Origin of the sequence: Pseudomonas sp. NPDC089407 (assembly GCF_044900445.1) — a bacterium.
Classification (GTDB): Bacteria; Pseudomonadota; Gammaproteobacteria; order Pseudomonadales; family Pseudomonadaceae; genus Aquipseudomonas.
This window is the reverse complement of sequence record NZ_JBJDNB010000014.1, coordinates 1-15320: the sequence shown is the minus strand read 5'-3', so window position 1 is coordinate 15320 and position 15320 is coordinate 1. Positions and strand designations below refer to the sequence as shown.

Below are 15320 nucleotides of genomic sequence, written 5' to 3'. Positions count from 1 at the left end.
AGTCTCCGTGCAAGTGAAAGAGGGATGCAGGCGGATTGCTGGCATCACACCTCTGCCCATCGGCAGCGGAGCTGTAGGACTTGACCTGATAATCGTGTAGGAAAATTCGCCGCAAAGAGTAGGAAGCTTTTCGCCTGCACCGGCCTCTTCGCGGGTGAACCCGCTCCCACAGGTATTGCACAAGCCTTGGGTCCTGCGCGATATCTGTGGGAGCGGGTTCACCCGCGAAGAGGCCAGAACAGGCGGCCCATTACTTCAGGTCAGAGCCTGAACCGCCCCACCAACCCCTGCAAATGGGTACCCAGCCGCGCCAGCTCCACGCTCGAACTGGCGGTCTCTTCACTGGCCGCCGAGGTCTGGTCGGAAATATCCCGCACATTCATCACGCTGCGGTTGATCTCCTCGGCCACGGCCGTCTGTTCCTCTGCCGCCGTAGCAATCTGCTGGTTCATCGCCTGGATCGACGACACGGTACGGGTGATGGTTTCCAGCGAGCTGCCGGCACGGCGGGTCAGTTCGACGCTGCTGTCGGTCAGCTGGCGGCTGTTGTCCATCACGCTGGCCACCCGCTGGGTGCCGCTCTGCAGGCCAGCAATCAGCTCTTCGATCTCTTCAGTCGACTGCTGGGTGCGCTGGGCCAGGCTGCGTACTTCGTCGGCGACCACGGCAAAGCCACGCCCGGCTTCACCGGCACGGGCGGCCTCGATCGCCGCGTTAAGGGCAAGCAGGTTGGTCTGTTGGGCCACCGACTTGATCACGTCGAGCACGCTGCCAATCTTGTCGCTTTCGGCCTTGAGCTGGTTCATCGCTTCGCTGGAGTTGACCACTTCACTGGCCAGGCGCTCGATCTGCGCCACGGCTTCTCCCACCACACGGTCGCCTTCGCGGGCTTGCTGGTCGGCCATGACAGCGGCTTCCGAGGCCTGCTCGGCGTTACGGGCCACCTCGTGCACCGTGGCGGTCATCTGGTTCATGGCGGTCGCGACCTGGTCGGTCTCGACCTTCTGGTTGTTGACCCCAGCGCTGGTCTGCTCGGTCACGGCCGACAGCTGCTCGGCCGCACTGGCGATCTGGGTGACCCCATCGCCGATGCCACCGATCAATTCGCGCAGGCCTTGGGTCATGCGTTGCATGCTGGCCTGAAGCTGGCCCAGCTCGTCCCGGCGTTGCACCTGCAGCGCCTGGCTGAGGTCGCCGTTGGCCACACGCTCCGCGGCCTGCAGCGTCTGGCGCAGTGGGATGATGATCTGCCGGGTGATGACCCAGGCAGCCAGCAGGCCGAGGACCAAGGCCAACAGGGTGGCAACGGCCAGCAGGGTCTTGGCCTGAGCCGCAGCCGCGTCGCGTCGATCCGTTTGCGAGGTGGTCATGGCCTGGCTGGTTTCCAGCAGCACGGTGCCCTGGTCAGCCATGTGTTGCAGGGCTTGTTCGCTTGCCGCTTGCGCGTTGCCGAACTGGGTGACCGCATCGCGGTAGCTGGCAAGGGCGGCGCTGGCGTCGTCGAGGCTGGCGGCGTGTTCGGCGCCGACTTTGCCGGGTAGCGCGCGTAGCTCTTGCAGTGCCCGGTCAATGGCCTGCAGGGCGGTCTGCTGGAAGCTGGCGTTGCCGCTGTAGGTGTAGCCGCGCACCTGGAAGCGCGCCTGCTGCAACTGGGCACTGACTTCGACGGCGTGCTGGTACTGGCTGACCACGCCGCCCTCAAGCAAGCCGCGCTGTACCTTGTCGATGAGTTCGGCTGCCTTGTCTGCGCTGTCGCCGAGCACGTCACGGCTGGCCTCGCGCCGCTGGCCGGCCTGTTTCAGCTCGTTGAACGCCTGCTGGTAAACCTGCACGGCGTCGCGTTGCTGCTCCAGGCGCTGGCGGTCCGTCGGGTCTTCGATCTGCCCCAGCATCAGCTGCACCTGGCGGTCGAGTTTGCCCAACGTCTTTTCCAGCTCTGCCACCGACGCGTCGTCACGCCGGCGCTCGTAGTGCTGGCGGGCGATGCGCAACTCCTGGGTGTGCTGCTGGATGACGGAGATGTTACCGAGCTTGTCGCCCCGATCAATGATGCTGTCCAGGCCGTGCCACCCGGTCAGGGTGATGGCCAAGGTCAACAGCAGAACCAGCCCGAACCCCAGCCCGAGTTTGCGATTGACGCTGATATTGCCCAGTGAATGGGCGATCCATTGATACATGTGCGACTCCCTCGGCGTTGGCAGCACTAATCATTGTTGTGTTGCCAAGGCCATCGGCCTGGGAGCGTGAAACTTGATGGGAGGAAAATTCCGATGTGTATGTCAGAAAATTCGCGATAGTAGTGCCGTGACAGCTGTTTCCACCCGCAAGATGCGATCACCCAGTTGCACAGGCGCAAGGCCCGCCTTGCCCAGCAGGTCGATTTCATAGGGGATCCAGCCACCCTCGGGGCCGATCGCCAGGGTCACGGCCTGGTCCACGGCACGCGGGCAGGCAGGGTAGGGACCGGGATGACCGACCAGGCCCAGGGTGCCAGCGGCAATCGCCGGCAGGCGGTCTTCGACGAACGGCTTGAAGCGCTTCTCGATGATCACCTCGGGCAGCACCGTGTCACGCGCCTGTTCCAGGCCAAGGATAAGGTTGTCGCGGATGCTCTGCGGCTGCAGGAACGGCGTTTGCCAGAAGCTCTTCTCGACCTTGTAGCTGTTCACCAGGATCAGCCGCGGCACGCCCAGGGTGGCCACGGTCTGGAACAGCCGGCGCAGCATTTTCGGGCGGGGCACCGCCAGCACCAGGGTCAGCGGCAGCTTGACCGGTGGCGGCTGGTCGAAGGCCACCTCCAGCTCGGCCTCGTGCTGTTCCACGCGCAGCACCGTAGCCTTGCCCATCAGGCCGTTAATACGGCCCACGCGCAGCGTGTCGGCCACCGCCACGCGGTGGATTTCCTGCATGTGGGTGAAGCGACGATCAGCAAGAACGACGCGGTCGGCCGAAACAAAGTCGGCCTCTTCAAGAAGCAGCAGGTTCACGGTTGGGTCGCTGGTGGCTGGTCGTTAGGGTCGTCGGCGGCTTCGTCGTGGGCACCGCGCTTGCGGATCAGGCTGCCACACAGCACGCCGATCTCGAACAGCAGCCACATGGGCACGGCCAGCAGGGTCTGCGAGAAGATGTCCGGCGGCGTAAGGACCATGCCGACCACGAAGCAGCCGATGATCACGTAGGGACGAATCTTTTTCAGGTACTTCACATCGACCACGCCGATCCACACCAGCAGCACCACCGCAACCGGGATTTCGAAGGCCACGCCAAAGGCGAAGAACAGCGTCATCACGAAGTCGAGGTAGTTGGCGATGTCGGTCATCATCGCCACGCCTGCCGGGGTGGCAGCGGCGAAGAACTTGAACATCAGCGGGAACACCAGGAAATAGGCGAAGGCCATGCCGGCATAGAACAGCAGGATGCTCGATATTAGCAGTGGAATGGCAATGCGCTTTTCGTGGCGGTACAGCCCAGGAGCGATAAAGCCCCAGATCTGCTGGAGAATGAACGGGATCGCCAGGAACAGCGAGACGATCATGGTCAGTTTGAACGGCGTAAGGAACGGCGAGGCCACGTCGGTGGCGATCATCGTCGCGTTGGCCGGCAAGTGATCACGCAAGGGCGCCGAAACAATGGTGTAGATCTGCTGGGCGAAGCTGAACAGCCCGGCAAAGATCAGGAAAATGACCGCAACACAACGCAGCAGGCGGGTGCGCAGTTCGGTCAGGTGCGAAACCAGCGGCATCGGCTGGTCGTGTTCCGGGTTCTCGCTCATGGGGCTCGCGGCGGTTGAGGCGGTTCAGAAGGGGCGACCGGGGCGGCAGGCGGCTCGACCGGCCTGGCTTCGAGGCCGGCAGGTGGCTGCACGCTGGCCGTGGTTACCGGCGGCTGCGCAGGTGGCGTCAGCGGGTTGAGGATGCGCTTGGCTTCCTCTTCCATCTGCAGGATGTGCTCGTTGTGCAACTGGCGGCGGATGTCGTCGGCGCCGATTTCGCGCTCTACTTCCATCTTGATGCTGTTGAAGCTGCGCTTGAGGCGGCCGATCCACAGGCCTGCGGTGCGCGCGGCACCCGGCAGGCGCTCGGGGCCGAGCACCAGCAGGGCGACCAGGCCGACGAGCAATAGCTCACTGAAGCTGATGCCGAACATGGGTCAGTCTTTCCGCTGTGGCTCGTGGACCGGCTGGGCCTGGCCCTCGATGGTGTGGCCTTGCTGCGGCTGGGCGCTGCTCTGCGGGTGAGGTGCCTGCACCGGCGGCACGGGCTGGGCAGGCGGCGTGGTTGGCTCGGCCGGCTTGGTCTCTTCGTCGTTCATGGCCTTGCGAAAGCCCTTGATCGACTCGCCCAGGTCACTGCCGAAGTTTTTCAGCTTCTTGGTGCCGAACACCAGGACCACGACCACCAGCAGGACGATCCAGTGTTTCCAGTCAAAGATACCCATTTCGTACTCCTGAAATTTACAGGTAAAGCGAATTGTTCTGCCAACGCGGTCCCTGTGGGAGCGGGTTCACCCGCGAACACCGGCTTGGCCGGTGCCATACACCGCGTCGCATTCTTCGCGGGTGAACCCGCTCCCACAAAAAAGAGAGGGGCACCACGCACCTAAATTACATCAGGCAGATGGCTGCCGTGCAGCCTTCTCATCATGCCCGGACAAGCCGAAGCGGCGGTCCAGCTCATCCAGCACGGCCTGCGGATGCTGGCCCAGCGCGCTGAGCATCACCAGGCTATGAAACCACAGGTCGGCGGTTTCGTAGATGACATCGCTGTAATCCTTGCTGACCGCGGCATCCTTGGCGGCAATGATCGTCTCGACCGACTCTTCGCCGAGCTTTTCAAGGATCTTGTTCAGGCCCTTGTGGTACAGGCTGGCCACGTAGGAGCTGTCAGGCGCCGCTTGCTTGCGTTCTTCAAGCACTTCGGCCAGGCGGTTGAGGGTGTCGCTCATGTCAGTGTCCTGCGCTGTAGATGGCATCCGGGTCTTTCAGGACCGGGTCGACGATTTTCCACTGGCCGTCTTCGAAGACGCGGTAGAAGCAGCTTTCACGGCCGGTATGGCAGGCGATATGGCCCAGTTGCTCGACCATCAGGATGATCACGTCGGCGTCGCAGTCCAGGCGCAGTTCATGCAGCTTCTGCACATGCCCGGACTCTTCGCCTTTACGCCACAGCTTGCCACGCGAACGCGACCAGTAGATGGCGCGTTGCTCGGTGGCAGTCAGGGCCAGCGATTCGCGGTTCATCCAGGCCATCATCAGCACGCGTCCGGTCTTGTGGTCCTGGGCGATCGCCGGTACCAGGCCATCGCTGTTCCACTTGATCTCGTCCAGCCAGTCTTTCATCGTCGACTCCAAAGCGGGCCCGCTCCTGTACCGGGCCATTTGCGCTAGTGTGCCAGCCACAGGCGCGGCTGGCTATTGGCGTACGATCAGGTACAGGCCTGCGGCCAGCATCAACCACGCCGGCCAGGCGGCCGGGGCGGCCAGGCTGGCGGCCTCGGCGGCGCCAGCGGCCAGTACCGCGCCACCCCCGAGCAGGCCGGCACCCAGCAGGCGCAGCGCCCAGCGGTCGCCCTGGCGGCGGCGCTCCGGCAGTTGCGGGTCGTTCAGGTGCGGCTGCGACAGGCGCTCGAGCAGGTCGCGGGTCATGCCCGCCAGGTGTGGCAATTGCTCTGCCTGGCTGTACAGGTTGCCGAACATGGCCTTGGGGCTGTAGCGGTCACGCATCCAGCGTTCAAGGTAGGGCTTGGCTGTGCTCCACAGGTCCAGGTCGGGGTACAACTGGCGCCCCAGGCCCTCGATGTTGAGCAGGGTCTTCTGCAGCAGCACCAACTGTGGCTGCACTTCCATGTTGAAGCGTCGTGCAGTCTGGAACAGGCGCATCAACACTTGGCCAAAGGAAATATCCTTTAACGGTTTTTCGAAGATCGGCTCGCATACGGTACGGATCGCTGCTTCGAATTCATTCACCTTGGTGTTCGCCGGCACCCAGCCCGAGTCGATGTGCAACTGGGCGACGCGGCGGTAGTCACGCTTGAAGAAGGCAAACAGGTTGCGCGCCAGGTAGTCCTGGTCTTCGGCGGTGAGGCTGCCGACAATGCCGCAGTCGATGGCGATGTACTGCGGGCTCCACGGCTTGACCGTGCTGACGAAGATGTTGCCCGGGTGCATGTCGGCATGGAAGAAGCTGTCGCGGAACACCTGGGTGAAGAACACCTCCACGCCACGCTCGGCCAGCAGCTTCATGTCGGTGCGCTGGTCGGCGAGGGTGGCCATGTCGGTCACCGGCACGCCATAGATGCGCTCCATCACCAGTACCTTGGGCCGGCACAGGTCCCAGTACACCTGGGGCACGTACATCAGCTCGGAGCCTTCGAAGTTGCGCCGCAACTGGCTGGCGTTGGCCGCTTCGCGCAGCAGGTCCAGCTCGTCGTAGATGGTCTTTTCATAGTCGCCGACGATTTCCACCGGGTGCAGGCGGCGGGCATCGGCCGAGGCGCGCTCGGCGGCCTTGGCAATCAGGAACAGCCAGGCCAGGTCCTGGGCGATAACGGGTTTGAGGCCCGGGCGCACCACTTTGACCACCACTTCTTCGCCGGTTTTCAGGCGGGCGGCGTGTACCTGGGCCACCGAGGCCGAGGCCAGCGGTTCGACGTCGAAGCGGCTGAACAGTTGCGCCACCGGTGCGCCCAACTGTGCCTCGATCAGCGCCACGGCCTGCTTGGGGTCGAACGGTGGCACACGGTCCTGCAACAGCATCAGCTCGTCGGCGATGTCATTGGGCAGCAGGTCGCGGCGGGTGGATAGCAGCTGGCCGAACTTGATAAAGATCGGCCCCAGTTCCTGCAACGCCAGGCGCAGGCGCGCGCCGCGGCTCAGTTCGCTGGGCTTGCGCGGCAGCCAGCGCCACGGCATCAGCAGGCGCAGGCTGGCCAGCCACCAGGGCAGCAGGGGCTGTTCGAACAGCAGGTCATCGAGACGGTAGCGCATCACCACACGCTGGATGCGAAAAAGACGGCGGACGGCGAGCAGCTTCATGCGTTATCGCTGGTATCAAGGGATCGGGAAAGGCGCTTGAGGCGCGCCTCGAGGCGTTCTATGTCGAGCTTGAGGGCATCGAGTTCGCTGAAGGCGGCCTCGGCTTCGCGCTTGCCGACCAGGGTGCGGGACTCTTCGGCCAGGTATTCGGACAGGTTCTGGCTGAAGCGCGCCAGGCCCTGGCGGGTCCAGCGTGCGCGCAGGCGGATGTGCCCGGCGAGCATGGCCGTGGCGACCGGCCCGAGCCAGCGCTGCAACTCATGTTCCCAATCCAGCTCCAGGTCCTGCAGCACGCCGAACAGGTCGAGCAGCACGGCACTGTCGCCATGCAGTTCGACCTGCGGGCTGTGCAGCACGGCGGTCTTGTCCCTGGCCAGGGCCAGTTGCGCCAGGCTGCCGGCCGGGGCGCGCAGGCTGCAGTCGACCTCCCCCTCCCAGTGGGCGGCGAGCATCAGGCCCTCTTCATCGGGCAGGATGAACACCTGCAGGGCCGGTTGGCGGCAGTCGATCTCGATGACCCTGCCTTCCAGCGCGGCCAGCCGCGGCAGGGCCGTGCTGTCCATGCGCAAGACGCGGTTCAGGCCATGTTCGACGCTGGCGAGCAGCCCGGCCAGCAACATCAGGGCTTGATACCGCGGTGCACGGCAACGATACCGCTGGTCATGTTGTGGTAGGTGACGCGGTCGAAGCCGGCCTCGACCATCATGCTCTTCAGGGTTTCCTGATCGGGGTGCATGCGGATCGACTCGGCGAGGTAACGGTAGCTCTCGGCGTCATTGGTAATTAGCTTGCCGGCCAGCGGCATGAAGGCGAACGAGTAGGCGTCGTAGGCCTTGGACATCAGCTTGTTGGTCGGCTTGGAGAACTCCAGGATCAACAGGCGGCCACCGGGCTTGAGCACACGCAGCATCGAGCGGATGGCGGCGTCCTTGTGGGTGACATTGCGCAGGCCGAAGGCAATGGTCACGCAGTCGAAGTGGTTGTCCGGGAACGGCAGCTTCTCGGCGTCGGCCTGAACGAACTCGATGTTGCCGGCCACGCCGCGGTCGAGCAGGCGGTCACGGCCGACCTTGAGCATCGATTCGTTGATATCGGCCAGCACCACTTGCCCGGTGGGGCCGACCAGGCGCGAAAACTTGGCCGCCAGGTCGCCGGTACCGCCGGCGATGTCCAGCACGCGGTTGCCGCTGCGCACGCCCGACAGCTCGATGGTAAAGCGCTTCCACAGGCGGTGCATGCCGCCGGACAGCACGTCGTTCATCAGGTCGTACTTGGCGGCCACCGAGTGGAACACTTCGGCGACTTTCTTCGCCTTCTGGCTTTCAGGGACGTCCTGGTAGCCGAAATGGGTGGTGGGTTCGGCGTGTTCGCCTTTGCGCTGGTCGTTCATATCGCTTCACCGAAAAAAATTACCGCCATTCTAGGGCGTACGGGCGGTTTTGTCTTGGCGGGGTGTGCCAGTGGGCAGGGGCGGGCATAATGCCCATTATGTCTACATCTTCAGGAACGCCCGCATGACCCAGATCAGCGTCGAACGCAAACACTCCCTCGGCCGTGAGGCCGCCCGCGCCAAAGCCGAAGCGCTGGTCGACAAGCTCAGCCGCGAATACGACCTCAAGGCCACCTGGAACGGCGACCGCGTCGATGTGGCGCGCAGCGGTGCCAATGGCAGCGTGCACATCGGTGAGGACAGCATCCGCGTAGAGCTGAAGCTGGGCATGATGCTGTCGATGATGAGCGGTACCATCAAGGGCGAGATCGAGCGCGCACTGGACAAGGCCCTGGCCTGAGGCCCAGCGCGCGTGGCTGGCTACGGTAAGTCGGGCGGGAACGGGATCAGATCGGCAATCTGTGCCAGGCGCAGGTCGCCACGGTAAATGGCTATGCGTTCCTTCGGGTCGCTGGCCAGCTCCAGCTCGGCGTCTCGGCCGATAGCGCGGGGCTCGCGGAATTTAAGGTGGCCTTTGACGAAGTCACGGGCCTTGGCATCCGCAGTGCGGTAATGAAAGTGAGCCTCCCACAGCACCGTTTGCGGGGCTTGGACGTCGCTGATTGCGTAGGTGTCGAGGTAGTCATTCGCGTGGCGAAGCGCTTTGCGCACTACGCTGGGCCTGATTGTGACGCGCTGCTGCCCTACCAGGTAGCGCAAGGCGGCGCTGTCAGGGTGGCGGGTGTTCAGGTAGGCATGGGTGAGCAGCTGCTGCTTGCGCTCGCTGACCCTGGCGATCGCCTGGCGCAGCTGGTCGACCAGGCTGCCGTCGGTCCGCTCCAGTTGTCGAGCCAGCGTGCTCATGTCATCGATAGGCCAGTCCAGGAAGTCAGCCAGGCTATTGGGTTGGTCTGCATAGCGGGCTGCAAAGTCGAGCTTTTCATCAATTTTTGCCAGCAGGTGCCTGGCCTGCTTGCGCAGCTGGGCCAGGTCGTGCTCGGCGGCGCGTGGTGGGGCGATTTGCTCATGCCACTCATGACCGCGTCGCTCGTAGCTGCCAGCGGGTTGTTGATTCAGGGGGTTGCGTTGAATTGCGTGGTCGCCTTGCGCTTCCACCAGCGCCGGGCGACCACGTGCGACGCGGATCACCGTGCGCTTGACCGGCACGGGGTGCTGGATTGTGCGCGGCGGCGGCGTGGCGATGCCTTTGTCGAGGTTGGCCAGCGCCGTGCCTAGCTGGACTTCGGTGGTGTTTACCAGCGCTTGCATTTCCTGGATATATTCATCGAGGATGGCCTCGTCCAGCGCCGGGTCGCTGAGCTGCCTCATGTAGTGGGCCTTATCGAGTATCGCGCGATACCGGCGTAGCACATCATCCAGCACGTCGGCCTTGTCTTCGGCAGAGCCGACGGCCGTGGCGAGGCCGTCATGGCTCCAGATCGTGCGGCTCAGATCGTTGTTGCTAAGCACCTCCCGCATCGGCAGCAGGTTGTCGGCTGATTCGGCGGTTAGCTTGGTCTTGTCCAGTGTCAGGTAAGCCAGGTCGCCGATTAACTGCGCGTGCACCACTAACGTTGAATAGGCGCGCCGCTTGATGGCGGTCTCGATCTTGCTGGCCTTGTCGGCGAAGTCGATTTTGCTGTTTTCCAACGCTTCAGGTAAGGCCCGATCCAGCCGGCGGCTGATTACCAGCAGGCGGCGGCTGGCCTGCAGCGAGTCGCGAACGCTTTCACGGTAGTTGAGATAGTGTTGAATCTGCTCGTTGGTCTGCGGCAGCCGCACTATGCGCTTGCCCTGCACCACCAGCAGTTCATGATCGACTTGTTCCAGCAGACGTCGGCATAACAGCATGTCGCTGTCTATGGCCGCCTCGAACCACTTGCTGAATCTGCTGGCATTGGTCCCGGTAGCGTCCAGCCTGAGAAAGCGCGGTTCAATCAGCTCCCTGAAGGTGTTGACGTTTGCCTCCAGGATCTCGCCCTGTTTCTCCAGGAACAGCGCAGAGGCCTTGAGCTCGGCGGCATGTAGCCGACGCTGGGCGAGCAGCTGTTGTTTTTGCGCCTGCAGTGCTTCGGGTGGATTGGCGCGCTCATGCGCGGGCAACGCTTGCGACGTGCGGCTGTAAGCTGCGGCGAGCTCGTCATAATCGGCAAGGCGCTGGCTGTTGCGCTCCATGAGAGGGCGCAGCTTGTTCAACGCGTCGCCATTGCGCAATGCCGTATCGCGCAATTGTGCGTAGCGCTGCTGGTTATCAGCGTTGACGGACCTGCTGGTCCTGGGCATGCCACCTGCCAGTTTCAGGTTGAGTGCCCACTCGCCGTTCCAGCGTGTCAGCCAAGGGCCTCTGCTGCGCTCACGGCCGACGATGTGGTAGCCGTCGGGGGCGCCCTGCCATCGTGATTGCCATTCACTGCTGCTCGGGTCCGGGCCGACGATCTGAATGCCGCCCCATGTCTCCTGCACTTCGTACGCTGCCCCCTGCAGTGACACATAGTGGCGGTTGGCGATGTGATACAAACCGCGCAGGCGGCCCTCGACCAAGGGTGCATGGCCGTCTAGCGACAAGGTGGCCTGAAGCTTGACCAGTGCCTGGCGCTCGGGCGGCGTCAGGTTGCCCACGCGCTGGTGGTCGTGCCAGCTGGTGAGCCGCATGGGTACTGCCTTCTGCTCGGCGGTCAGTGTTTCCCAGGGGCGCTCATGCGGTTTGTCTGCGACCGCTGTCATGGCCCCATCCGGCTCGACGGGCTCGGTAAACCGCAACTTCGCAGCCGGCGTGCCGCTTGCGGGCAGAGGCGCATCGCGATGGGCCAGAAGCATGGCCAGGTTGGTCAGTAGGTCAATGGCTGCCACGATGCGCGCTTCATCGCTACCGTTGGCCAGCACCGACACATCATCCTGGGCGGCCGACAGTGCTTGTAGCAGCCAGGTCAGGACGGCCAAGGGGCCGCGCCAGAATACGGCCAAGGTGTTGAACAACGACCAGGCCGCCTGTTGCACCAGCTGCCATTTTTCCTGCGCGTTGGACAGGCTGCTGCTTGATGCCGCCAGGCGTATGGCACTGATCCTGGCGTCGCACAGGTGGGCGTCCAGATCGGCCAACCAAGGGCTGAAAACGCAATCGACCGGTTGTCGCAGCAGCTGTACCAGTTCGTCCGCCACAAGGCTTTCACCACCCAGCAAATGCGCCAGTTGTTCCAGCCTGGGATGAAGGTGAGGGCGCGTGAAGCCGTCATTTGCATACACCGCGCGTACGTCTTCATGCAGCCAGTCGAGGATACTTTGTTGCAATTCACCTTCAGTGCGGATTGCGGCCATCAGCTGATCCAGCTCAGCGAACTCCAGCAGGACGTGGCTCGCATAGAACGGGCGGTACAGGACCCAGCCATGCGCGGCGGGTAGCTTGATCAGGAACATGCCGTGGGCGATGTCCGTGGTCGCAGCACCTGGCGCGCAAAGAAACGCCAGTGGGCCAATGCGCAGTGGCTGGCCATCGCCGTAATTTTGGCAACAAGCTAGCAGCGCATCGCGCGCGGGTGCGCTCAGCTGTTGCTGGATGCCGGCTTTGAGGGTGCTGAACAGCAAGTGACGCCGCCATTCCCATGCGTATTGCGTGATCCGCTCGCCCCTGCGTGGTTGTTCGGCCACCTTGGTGTCCAGATAGCGAGGGTACTGGCCACCAATGTCCACTTTGTGAATCAGCGCGTTGATTTGCTCGAGGCTCAGCCAGCCGCCGGGCTTGCCGCCAGTGGGTAGCGTCACGCCAGTCATTACTTCGCCAGCATCGAGGCGCAAGCGGGCGATGGCCAGGTCCGTCAAGCTCATCCTGCGCAGGGGCAGCGATTGCCCTCCTTGTATAGCGCTGCCGACGATGGTTTGCGAAACCTCGATCAATACCTGGTCAGGGTCGTGCTGTGCCACTTGCGGGTAGCTGCTTTGTAGTTGCTCGCGCAGGCGGCGCTTGGCGTAGCGCTGAAGGTCGTCGACATCGCTGAGTGAGGTGGAACCTTTGGAATGCCCTTGCCGAGCGGCCAGATCGAGCAGCGCCGCATGGTAGGCGTGGCGGTCCCCGCCCTCGGCGCTGGCTAGCCAAGCCGGTAGGCTGACGTCAGGCATGTTGTGCGCCCGGCAGGCCTGGTTAAGAAAATACGTACTTGGGTCGGTCAGCCGGTGCAACTGGTTCTGCAAATCACTGACCGAGGTCAACGAGCCAATGCTGAAACGCTCAATGTCTTCAAGCATGGCATTGAGCAGTTGCCTGGCCTGGAAGGCGAATGGGTTGCCGATCACGGTGGTGTGCGCCCAGGACAGCCGCTCGAAGCGATAGCGCCGGGCCAACTCGCCCTGCAACGCGCTGGCGAAGGCCGTCAGGTCGGTGAAGCTGCGCACCCTCCCGTCCGGCTTGCAATGCAGAAGTAGGCGCCGCGGGCCGTGCGCCATGCTCAGCAGCAGGCCTGCCAAGGTTACCGACAGCGTCCCGCCTGCTGTTTTCAGGTTTACGCTCACTGCGCTGATGACCAGGCCTTCATGGGCCTCGGCGAGCAGAGCGTACAGGGCAGCCTTTTCATCGATATCCAACCCCTGATCGTGCAGGTTGCAAAGCAGCGCGGCCTTGATCGTATGCTCAAGCCAGAGCGTACGGGTGACCTGGGTGGTTGGGTCGGTGCCATTCCAAAAACCGACCTGAGCCAGCTGGAACATTTCCAGCAGGGCACCCAGCACGTGCTCCAGGCCCTCGTTGAGCCGGCTCAAGTCCAAGGCAATTGCGGCCGGTTTGCTGTTACCCGCTCCTTCGACCTGTAACTGAAACGGCTCAGGCGGCGCGATGCTTGGCCGATCGGCAAGGCTAAGCTGCAGACGTTTACCTGTCCGAAAATGCTCAAGCAATTCATCCACCAACGAGCGGTGCGTGTCGGCACCGTCCGCGGTGTGCAGGATGACGAAATCATCGAGCGAGGTGAGCTGTGGATGGGTGTCGCGCACCCACGGGTAATGATCGACGAGAACCTTGAACCCTTCATGGGACAGTACGTCGCGTATCGTGGGGCGTTTAGCGAAACAGTCTGCGACTTTTTGCTTGAAGGTTTCGCTAGATGAATCAGGGGTGTCAGTCACGGCGTCAGCTTCGAACAGGTGGGTGACATGACGCTAGCGTGGGGTGGCCCTGTACTTGCGGTAGATGGTTAAGGCCGGCAGCACCTTAGGGTGAGGATTCTAATTTTCTTGCCTACCGTATGCTCAAGCCCAGCCTTTATGGGCGTTATTTCCTCTCATGAGCATGAGGTACACAGCATGGCCAAAGTGAACGTGAAGAAAAAGGACGACGCCCCTGGCACGCTGGGCGAAGTGCGCGGCTACGCGCGCAAGATCTGGCTGGCGGGCGTCGGCGCCTATGCGCGGGTTGGCCAGGAAGGCTCCGACTACTTCCAGGAGCTGGTCAAGGCCGGCGAAGGCGTCGAGAAGCGTGGCAAGAAACGCATCGACCAAGAGCTGGATGCAGCCAACGCACAGATCGACGAAGCCACCCAGGCTGTCAGCCGTGTGCCAGGCCGGGTAGAAATTCAACTCGACAAGATTGAAAAAGCTTTCGACGCACGGGTAGGGCGCGCCTTGAATCGCCTCGGCATTCCGTCTAAACATGACGTTGAGGCGCTGTCGATCAAGCTTGAACAGCTGCACGAGCTGCTTGAGCGCGTCGCGCACAAACCATAAGGAGAGCAGGATGGCTGGCAAGAAGAATTCCGACAAAGAAGGCAGCTCCTGGGTCGGCGGGATCGAGAAATACTCCCGCAAGATCTGGCTGGCGGGGCTGGGAATCTATTCGAAGATCGACCAGGACGGCCCCAAGCTGTTCGACTCGCTGGTGAAGGATGGCGAGAAGGCTGAGAAGCAGGCGAAAAAAACCGCTGAAGATGTTGCCGATACTGCCAAGTCCTCGACGACTTCGCGCGTGTCTGGCGTGAAAGATCGTGCGCTGGGCAAGTGGAGCGAGTTGGAAGAGGCCTTCGACAAGCGCCTCAACAGCGCCATTTCGCGTCTGGGCGTACCGAGCCGCAACGAGATCAAGGCCCTGCACCAGCAGGTCGACACGCTGACCAAGCAGATCGAGAAACTGACCGGTGCTTCGGTGACGCCGGTTTCGTCCCGCACTGCGTCGGCCAAGCCGGCTGCGAGCAAGGCAGCGGCCAAGCCACTGGCCAAGGCGGCAGCGGCCAAGCCTGCGGCAGCCAAGCCTGTAGCTAAAACTGCCACGGCAAAACCAGCGGCCAAAACGGCAGCGGCGAAGCCAGCAGCCAAATCTGCGGCAGCCAAACCAGCAGCAGCCAAACCAGCAGCGGCCAAGCCAGCTGCGGCGAAGAAGCCAGCGGTGAAAAAAGCCCCGGCCAAACCCGCCGCGGCCAAACCGGCAGCCCCAGCGGCCAGCGCTGCACCCGCTGCAACTGCAGCCCCGGCACCAACCGCCGCCCCGGCCAGCAGCACCCCGTCGGCACCCACTGGCACCGGTACCCTGATCTGATACCGCGTCGCCTTCTTCGCGGGCTTGCCCTAATGCCGGTCAGTTAAGCAATTCGGGGCCGCGTTGCGGCCCATCGCTGGCAAGCCAGGCTCCCACAGATATGGCGCATGGCTTGAATTCAATGCGGTCGGTGTGGGAGCAGGCTTGCCGGCGATGGGCTGCGCAGCAGCCCCGGCAGTCTTAACTGACTGGCATTAGGGCTTGCCCGCTCCTACAGGGTTTGCGCAGACTCGATATTGTGCGCAGGCCCTGTGGGAGATCACCCAGCCCTTCCGGGCTGCGCTGTCTCGCAGAGAACAATGGCCATTGTGGGAGCGGGCTTGTCCCGCGAAGAAGGCAACCCG

At 63.2% G+C, this 15320-nt stretch carries 14 protein-coding genes and 1 pseudogene; 3 read left to right on the top strand and 12 right to left on the bottom strand.

Annotation, left to right across the window (positions count from 1 at the left end):
* Positions 1–260 precede the first annotated feature (260 nt).
* The 11 genes and pseudogenes from ACI2KG_RS12865 to ubiE form a co-directional block, all read right to left on the bottom strand.
* Entirely contained in the window at positions 261–974 is a 714-nt protein-coding gene (locus ACI2KG_RS12865) for a methyl-accepting chemotaxis protein (RefSeq protein WP_404662229.1), read from the bottom strand.
* A gap of 141 nt (positions 975–1115) precedes the next feature.
* Positions 1116–2177 (bottom strand): annotated as a pseudogene (locus tag ACI2KG_RS12860) (methyl-accepting chemotaxis protein); the annotation flags it as partial.
* Between the two features lie 102 nt (positions 2178–2279).
* Positions 2280–2987 carry a 16S rRNA (uracil(1498)-N(3))-methyltransferase gene (locus ACI2KG_RS12855; protein ID WP_404662154.1) on the bottom strand — a complete coding sequence of 236 codons (708 nt, stop codon included), beginning with the start codon at positions 2985–2987 and terminating at the stop codon, positions 2280–2282.
* The gene (gene tatC / locus ACI2KG_RS12850; protein WP_400612344.1) at positions 2984–3772 is read right to left on the bottom strand and encodes a twin-arginine translocase subunit TatC; all 789 of its coding nucleotides are present in this window, start codon (positions 3770–3772) and stop codon (positions 2984–2986) included. Before tatC ends, ACI2KG_RS12855 begins: the two co-directional genes overlap by 4 nt.
* Positions 3769–4146, bottom strand: coding sequence for a Sec-independent protein translocase protein TatB (gene tatB, locus ACI2KG_RS12845; protein WP_404662153.1), 378 nt, complete (start codon positions 4144–4146; stop codon positions 3769–3771). Before tatB ends, tatC begins: the two co-directional genes overlap by 4 nt.
* A 3-nt stretch (positions 4147–4149) precedes the next feature.
* Positions 4150–4437 carry a twin-arginine translocase TatA/TatE family subunit gene (locus tag ACI2KG_RS12840; protein ID WP_404662152.1) on the bottom strand — a complete coding sequence of 96 codons (288 nt, stop codon included), beginning with the start codon at positions 4435–4437 and terminating at the stop codon, positions 4150–4152.
* Between the two features lie 171 nt (positions 4438–4608).
* Positions 4609–4944 carry a phosphoribosyl-ATP diphosphatase gene (locus ACI2KG_RS12835; protein WP_016489563.1) on the bottom strand — a complete coding sequence of 112 codons (336 nt, stop codon included), beginning with the start codon at positions 4942–4944 and terminating at the stop codon, positions 4609–4611.
* 1 nt (position 4945) lies between these two features.
* Positions 4946–5338 (bottom strand): phosphoribosyl-AMP cyclohydrolase, encoded by a 393-nt coding sequence (gene hisI / locus ACI2KG_RS12830; RefSeq protein ID WP_019472588.1) that lies wholly within the window; start codon positions 5336–5338, stop codon positions 4946–4948.
* Positions 5339–5410: 72 nt separating this feature from the next.
* A complete protein-coding gene (ubiB, locus tag ACI2KG_RS12825) occupies positions 5411–7033 on the bottom strand; it encodes a ubiquinone biosynthesis regulatory protein kinase UbiB (protein WP_404662151.1) in 1623 nt (540 codons plus the stop codon).
* Positions 7030–7653 carry an SCP2 domain-containing protein gene (locus tag ACI2KG_RS12820; RefSeq protein ID WP_404662150.1) on the bottom strand — a complete coding sequence of 208 codons (624 nt, stop codon included), beginning with the start codon at positions 7651–7653 and terminating at the stop codon, positions 7030–7032. The genes ubiB and ACI2KG_RS12820 overlap by 4 nt, the downstream gene beginning before the upstream one ends.
* Positions 7653–8423, bottom strand: coding sequence for a bifunctional demethylmenaquinone methyltransferase/2-methoxy-6-polyprenyl-1,4-benzoquinol methylase UbiE (gene ubiE, locus ACI2KG_RS12815; RefSeq protein ID WP_404662149.1), 771 nt, complete (start codon positions 8421–8423; stop codon positions 7653–7655). Before ubiE ends, ACI2KG_RS12820 begins: the two co-directional genes overlap by 1 nt.
* A 124-nt stretch (positions 8424–8547) precedes the next feature.
* On the opposite strand from ubiE, the gene ACI2KG_RS12810 reads away from it, so the two are divergent.
* Positions 8548–8823: a polyhydroxyalkanoic acid system family protein gene (locus ACI2KG_RS12810; protein WP_167068318.1), complete on the top strand. Its 276-nt coding sequence runs from the start codon at positions 8548–8550 to the stop codon at positions 8821–8823.
* A gap of 20 nt (positions 8824–8843) precedes the next feature.
* Here the strand turns inward: ACI2KG_RS12810 and ACI2KG_RS12805 are convergent, their stop codons facing one another.
* Positions 8844–13574, bottom strand: coding sequence for a hypothetical protein (locus ACI2KG_RS12805; protein ID WP_404662148.1), 4731 nt, complete (start codon positions 13572–13574; stop codon positions 8844–8846).
* A gap of 177 nt (positions 13575–13751) precedes the next feature.
* On the opposite strand from ACI2KG_RS12805, the gene ACI2KG_RS12800 reads away from it, so the two are divergent.
* Complete coding sequence (locus tag ACI2KG_RS12800; RefSeq protein WP_404662147.1) at positions 13752–14171, top strand: phasin family protein; 420 nt, start codon at positions 13752–13754, stop codon at positions 14169–14171.
* Between the two features lie 10 nt (positions 14172–14181).
* Positions 14182–14976, top strand: coding sequence for a phasin family protein (locus ACI2KG_RS12795; RefSeq protein WP_404662146.1), 795 nt, complete (start codon positions 14182–14184; stop codon positions 14974–14976).
* The last annotated feature ends 344 nt before the right edge of the window (positions 14977–15320 follow it).

Excerpts from the sequence above, each read along its gene's own strand:
- ACI2KG_RS12795 (WP_404662146.1), top strand. The coding sequence starts at position 14,182 with ATGGCTGGCAAGAAGAATTCCGACAAAGAAGGCAGCTCCTGGGTCGGC.
- tatC (WP_400612344.1), bottom strand. The coding sequence starts at position 3,772 with ATGAGCGAGAACCCGGAACACGACCAGCCGATGCCGCTGGTTTCGCAC.
- hisI (WP_019472588.1), bottom strand. The coding sequence starts at position 5,338 with ATGAAAGACTGGCTGGACGAGATCAAGTGGAACAGCGATGGCCTGGTA.
- ACI2KG_RS12800 (WP_404662147.1), top strand. The coding sequence starts at position 13,752 with ATGGCCAAAGTGAACGTGAAGAAAAAGGACGACGCCCCTGGCACGCTG.
- ubiE (WP_404662149.1), bottom strand. The coding sequence starts at position 8,423 with ATGAACGACCAGCGCAAAGGCGAACACGCCGAACCCACCACCCATTTC.
- tatB (WP_404662153.1), bottom strand. The coding sequence starts at position 4,146 with ATGTTCGGCATCAGCTTCAGTGAGCTATTGCTCGTCGGCCTGGTCGCC.
- ACI2KG_RS12820 (WP_404662150.1), bottom strand. The coding sequence starts at position 7,653 with ATGTTGCTGGCCGGGCTGCTCGCCAGCGTCGAACATGGCCTGAACCGC.
- ACI2KG_RS12835 (WP_016489563.1), bottom strand. The coding sequence starts at position 4,944 with ATGAGCGACACCCTCAACCGCCTGGCCGAAGTGCTTGAAGAACGCAAG.
- ACI2KG_RS12810 (WP_167068318.1), top strand. The coding sequence starts at position 8,548 with ATGACCCAGATCAGCGTCGAACGCAAACACTCCCTCGGCCGTGAGGCC.
- ubiB (WP_404662151.1), bottom strand. The coding sequence starts at position 7,033 with ATGAAGCTGCTCGCCGTCCGCCGTCTTTTTCGCATCCAGCGTGTGGTG.
- ACI2KG_RS12840 (WP_404662152.1), bottom strand. The coding sequence starts at position 4,437 with ATGGGTATCTTTGACTGGAAACACTGGATCGTCCTGCTGGTGGTCGTG.
- ACI2KG_RS12865 (WP_404662229.1), bottom strand. The coding sequence starts at position 974 with ATGAACCAGATGACCGCCACGGTGCACGAGGTGGCCCGTAACGCCGAG.